Origin of the sequence: Pseudomonas thivervalensis, from assembly GCF_001269655.1 — a bacterium.
In the GTDB taxonomy this organism is placed as follows: domain Bacteria; phylum Pseudomonadota; class Gammaproteobacteria; order Pseudomonadales; family Pseudomonadaceae; genus Aquipseudomonas; species Aquipseudomonas thivervalensis.
Map to the genome: position 1 here is coordinate 1 of NZ_LHVE01000021.1, position 5,721 is coordinate 5,721.

General features: G+C 51.7%; 1 protein-coding gene, 2 tRNA genes and 3 rRNA genes. All 6 read right to left on the reverse strand.

The genetic code is table 11. The features are described from left to right. A 5S ribosomal RNA gene (gene rrf, locus AD659_RS28775) occupies positions 1-67 on the reverse strand; the annotation flags it as partial. Between the two features lie 153 nt (positions 68-220). After that, positions 221-3,112: ribosomal RNA gene (locus tag AD659_RS28780) — 23S ribosomal RNA — on the reverse strand. A gap of 241 nt (positions 3,113-3,353) precedes the next feature. After that, positions 3,354-3,429, reverse strand: a tRNA-Ala gene (locus tag AD659_RS28785). 10 nt (positions 3,430-3,439) lie between these two features. Further along, positions 3,440-3,516: transfer RNA gene (locus AD659_RS28790), tRNA-Ile, on the reverse strand. 123 nt (positions 3,517-3,639) lie between these two features. Continuing rightward, positions 3,640-5,176 (reverse strand): 16S ribosomal RNA (locus AD659_RS28795). A gap of 301 nt (positions 5,177-5,477) precedes the next feature. Then, positions 5,478-5,721 (reverse strand): hypothetical protein (locus AD659_RS30095; RefSeq protein ID WP_211269638.1); only part of this gene is annotated, 244 nt, incomplete at its 5' end.

Below are 5,721 nucleotides of genomic sequence, written 5' to 3' on the forward strand. Positions count from 1 at the left end.
CGATGCATCGTTTCACTGCTGAGTTCGGGATGGGATCAGGTGGTTCCAATGCTCTATGGTCGTCAAGAAATTCGGTAGCCGGTGCGTGCCTTGCGGTCACGTGCCAGCGAATGGGTATGCGATAGTTTGGTGCTTGTGAGTATCTCGAACTTTCGGTTCGTTTCGTCTTCACACACCGCAATCTGGTCTCTTTCGAGTTCACAAATTGCTTGGGTGTTATATGGTCAAGCCTCACGGGCAATTAGTACAGGTTAGCTCAACGCCTCACAGCGCTTACACACCCTGCCTATCAACGTCGTAGTCTTCGACGGCCCTTCAGGGGACTCAAGGTCCCAGTGAGATCTCATCTTGAGGCAAGTTTCCCGCTTAGATGCTTTCAGCGGTTATCTTTTCCGAACATAGCTACCCGGCAATGCCACTGGCGTGACAACCGGAACACCAGAGGTTCGTCCACTCCGGTCCTCTCGTACTAGGAGCAGCCCCTCTCAAATCTCAAACGTCCACGGCAGATAGGGACCGAACTGTCTCACGACGTTCTAAACCCAGCTCGCGTACCACTTTAAATGGCGAACAGCCATACCCTTGGGACCGGCTTCAGCCCCAGGATGTGATGAGCCGACATCGAGGTGCCAAACACCGCCGTCGATATGAACTCTTGGGCGGTATCAGCCTGTTATCCCCGGAGTACCTTTTATCCGTTGAGCGATGGCCCTTCCATACAGAACCACCGGATCACTAAGACCTACTTTCGTACCTGCTCGACGTGTCTGTCTCGCAGTCAAGCGCGCTTTTGCCTTTATACTCTACGACCGATTTCCGACCGGTCTGAGCGCACCTTCGTACTCCTCCGTTACTCTTTAGGAGGAGACCGCCCCAGTCAAACTACCCACCATACACTGTCCTCGATCCGGATAACGGACCTGAGTTAGAACCTCAAAGTTGCCAGGGTGGTATTTCAAGGATGGCTCCACGCAGACTGGCGTCCACGCTTCAAAGCCTCCCACCTATCCTACACAAGCAAATTCAAAGTCCAGTGCAAAGCTATAGTAAAGGTTCACGGGGTCTTTCCGTCTAGCCGCGGATACACTGCATCTTCACAGCGATTTCAATTTCACTGAGTCTCGGGTGGAGACAGCGCCGCCATCGTTACGCCATTCGTGCAGGTCGGAACTTACCCGACAAGGAATTTCGCTACCTTAGGACCGTTATAGTTACGGCCGCCGTTTACCGGGGCTTCGATCAAGAGCTTCGCGTTAGCTAACCCCATCAATTAACCTTCCGGCACCGGGCAGGCGTCACACCCTATACGTCCACTTTCGTGTTTGCAGAGTGCTGTGTTTTTAATAAACAGTCGCAGCGGCCTGGTATCTTCGACCGGCGTGGGCTTACGCAGCAAGTGCTTCACCCTCACCGGCGCACCTTCTCCCGAAGTTACGGTGCCATTTTGCCTAGTTCCTTCACCCGAGTTCTCTCAAGCGCCTTGGTATTCTCTACCCAACCACCTGTGTCGGTTTGGGGTACGGTTCCTGGTTACCTGAAGCTTAGAAGCTTTTCTTGGAAGCATGGCATCAACCACTTCGTCACCCAAAGGGTAACTCGTCATCAGCTCTCGGCCTTAAGATCCCGGATTTACCTAAGATCTCAGCCTACCACCTTAAACTTGGACAACCAACGCCAAGCTGGCCTAGCCTTCTCCGTCCCTCCATCGCAATAACCAGAAGTACAGGAATATTAACCTGTTTTCCATCGACTACGCTTTTCAGCCTCGCCTTAGGGACCGACTAACCCTGCGTCGATTAACGTTGCGCAGGAAACCTTGGTCTTTCGGCGTGGGTGTTTTTCACACCCATTGTCGTTACTCATGTCAGCATTCGCACTTCTGATACCTCCAGCAAGCTTCTCAACTCACCTTCACAGGCTTACAGAACGCTCCTCTACCGCATCACTTGCGTGATACCCGTAGCTTCGGTGTATGGTTTGAGCCCCGTTACATCTTCCGCGCAGGCCGACTCGACTAGTGAGCTATTACGCTTTCTTTAAAGGGTGGCTGCTTCTAAGCCAACCTCCTAGCTGTCTAAGCCTTCCCACATCGTTTCCCACTTAACCATAACTTTGGGACCTTAGCTGACGGTCTGGGTTGTTTCCCTTTTCACGACGGACGTTAGCACCCGCCGTGTGTCTCCCATGCTCGGCACTTGTAGGTATTCGGAGTTTGCATCGGTTTGGTAAGTCGGGATGACCCCCTAGCCGAAACAGTGCTCTACCCCCTACAGTGATACATGAGGCGCTACCTAAATAGCTTTCGAGGAGAACCAGCTATCTCCGAGCTTGATTAGCCTTTCACTCCGATCCACAGGTCATCCGCTAACTTTTCAACGGTAGTCGGTTCGGTCCTCCAGTCAGTGTTACCTAACCTTCAACCTGCCCATGGATAGATCGCCCGGTTTCGGGTCTATTCCCAGCGACTAGACGCCCTATTAAGACTCGCTTTCGCTACGCCTCCCCTATTCGGTTAAGCTCGCCACTGAAAATAAGTCGCTGACCCATTATACAAAAGGTACGCAGTCACCCAACAAAGTGGGCTCCCACTGCTTGTACGCATACGGTTTCAGGATCTATTTCACTCCCCTCTCCGGGGTTCTTTTCGCCTTTCCCTCACGGTACTAGTTCACTATCGGTCAGTCAGTAGTATTTAGCCTTGGAGGATGGTCCCCCCATATTCAGACAAAGTTTCTCGTGCTCCGTCCTACTCGATTTCACTTCTAAGATCCTTTCGCGTACAGGGCTATCACCCACTATGGCCGCACTTTCCAGAGCGTTCCGCTAAAATCAAAGAAGCTTAAGGGCTAGTCCCCGTTCGCTCGCCACTACTAAGGGAATCTCGGTTGATTTCTTTTCCTCAGGGTACTTAGATGTTTCAGTTCCCCTGGTTCGCCTCTTGCACCTATGTATTCAGTACAAGATAACCATCTTATGATGGCTGGGTTCCCCCATTCAGACATCTCCGGATCAAAGTCTGTTTGCCGACTCCCCGAAGCTTTTCGCAGGCTACCACGTCTTTCATCGCCTCTGACTGCCAAGGCATCCACCGTATGCGCTTCTTCACTTGACCATATAACCCCAAGCAATCTGGTTATACTGTGAAGACGACATTCGCCGAAAATTCGATCTTGCTCAAAGAGCAACTCACAAATTTTACCTTAGCCTGATCCGTTACCAGTGAAAGTAACGTCCAGTCTATCTTTCTATCACATACCCAAATTTTTAAAGAACGATCTAATCAAAAGACTAGAAATCAACATTCACCATCACTTTGATGGAATGCTCATTTCTAAGCTTTCAGAAGCAGTTTATGGTGGAGCCAAGCGGGATCGAACCGCTGACCTCCTGCGTGCAAGGCAGGCGCTCTCCCAGCTGAGCTATGGCCCCATAACAAAATTGGTGGGTCTGGGCAGATTCGAACTGCCGACCTCACCCTTATCAGGGGTGCGCTCTAACCAACTGAGCTACAGACCCAATTTCGAGCTTGTAACTGTTAGCTGTGAGCTATCAGCTTGGAGCTTAAAGCTGCTTCTATCGTCTTCTTCAATGAATCAAGCAATTCGTGTGGGAGCTCATGGAGCAGCTGCGGTCGTCGATTAAGGAGGTGATCCAGCCGCAGGTTCCCCTACGGCTACCTTGTTACGACTTCACCCCAGTCATGAATCACACCGTGGTAACCGTCCTCCCGAAGGTTAGACTAGCTACTTCTGGTGCAACCCACTCCCATGGTGTGACGGGCGGTGTGTACAAGGCCCGGGAACGTATTCACCGCGACATTCTGATTCGCGATTACTAGCGATTCCGACTTCACGCAGTCGAGTTGCAGACTGCGATCCGGACTACGATCGGTTTTGTGGGATTAGCTCCACCTCGCGGCTTGGCAACCCTCTGTACCGACCATTGTAGCACGTGTGTAGCCCAGGCCGTAAGGGCCATGATGACTTGACGTCATCCCCACCTTCCTCCGGTTTGTCACCGGCAGTCTCCTTAGAGTGCCCACCATTACGTGCTGGTAACTAAGGACAAGGGTTGCGCTCGTTACGGGACTTAACCCAACATCTCACGACACGAGCTGACGACAGCCATGCAGCACCTGTCTCAATGYTCCCGAAGGCACCAATCCATCTCTGGAAAGTTCATTGGATGTCAAGGCCTGGTAAGGTTCTTCGCGTTGCTTCGAATTAAACCACATGCTCCACCGCTTGTGCGGGCCCCCGTCAATTCATTTGAGTTTTAACCTTGCGGCCGTACTCCCCAGGCGGTCAACTTAATGCGTTAGCTGCGCCACTAAGAGCTCAAGGCTCCCAACGGCTAGTTGACATCGTTTACGGCGTGGACTACCAGGGTATCTAATCCTGTTTGCTCCCCACGCTTTCGCACCTCAGTGTCAGTATCAGTCCAGGTGGTCGCCTTCGCCACTGGTGTTCCTTCCTATATCTACGCATTTCACCGCTACACAGGAAATTCCACCACCCTCTACCATACTCTAGCTCGACAGTTTTGAATGCAGTTCCCAGGTTGAGCCCGGGGCTTTCACATCCAACTTAACGAACCACCTACGCGCGCTTTACGCCCAGTAATTCCGATTAACGCTTGCACCCTCTGTATTACCGCGGCTGCTGGCACAGAGTTAGCCGGTGCTTATTCTGTCGGTAACGTCAAGRCACCAACGTATTAGGTTAATGCCCTTCCTCCCAACTTAAAGTGCTTTACAATCCGAAGACCTTCTTCACACACGCGGCATGGCTGGATCAGGCTTTCGCCCATTGTCCAATATTCCCCACTGCTGCCTCCCGTAGGAGTCTGGACCGTGTCTCAGTTCCAGTGTGACTGATCATCCTCTCAGACCAGTTACGGATCGTCGCCTTGGTGAGCCATTACCCCACCAACTAGCTAATCCGACCTAGGCTCATCTGATAGCGCAAGGCCCGAAGGTCCCCTGCTTTCTCCCGTAGGACGTATGCGGTATTAGCGTCCGTTTCCGAGCGTTATCCCCCACTACCAGGCAGATTCCTAGGCATTACTCACCCGTCCGCCGCTCTCAAGAGGTGCAAGCACCTCTCTACCGCTCGACTTGCATGTGTTAGGCCTGCCGCCAGCGTTCAATCTGAGCCATGATCAAACTCTTCAGTTCAAACATCTTTGGGTTTTGAGAAAACCCTAAACTTGGCTCAGCAATCGTTGGTTACATCTTTGATTTCTCGCGGAGTAACTTGTGATGCTGATAATCTGTTGACTAGCAGTCTGACTCCACAAGCACCCACACGAATTGCTTGATTCAGTTGTTAAAGAGCGGTTGGCTGAGTCTTTCGTCTCAACCGAGGCGCGCATTCTACAGCGCCCCGTGTATCTGTCAAGCGGTTATTTTAAGAAGTTTTCAAAGTTTCGCTTCGGAAACATCAACAACTTCAACCACTTGCGCTTCCGATCTCTCGTTAGCGGGAGGCGAATTCTACAGCGTTACTCGCTGCTGTCAACACCTCTTTTTCACCGCTTTCGACCGAGAAGATCGAACCGCCGATAGAGCCAAACAACACCGCTCTATCTGCTCCTTCCAGGCTTCGATGAACTGAAGCCCAACCCCTTCGAAACCTACTTAACTCATTGAATCTCAAGGAGTTTTCCGTTTCGACTGCGCCGGAAGTGGGGCGAATTATAGACTTCCAGAATCTGCCGTCA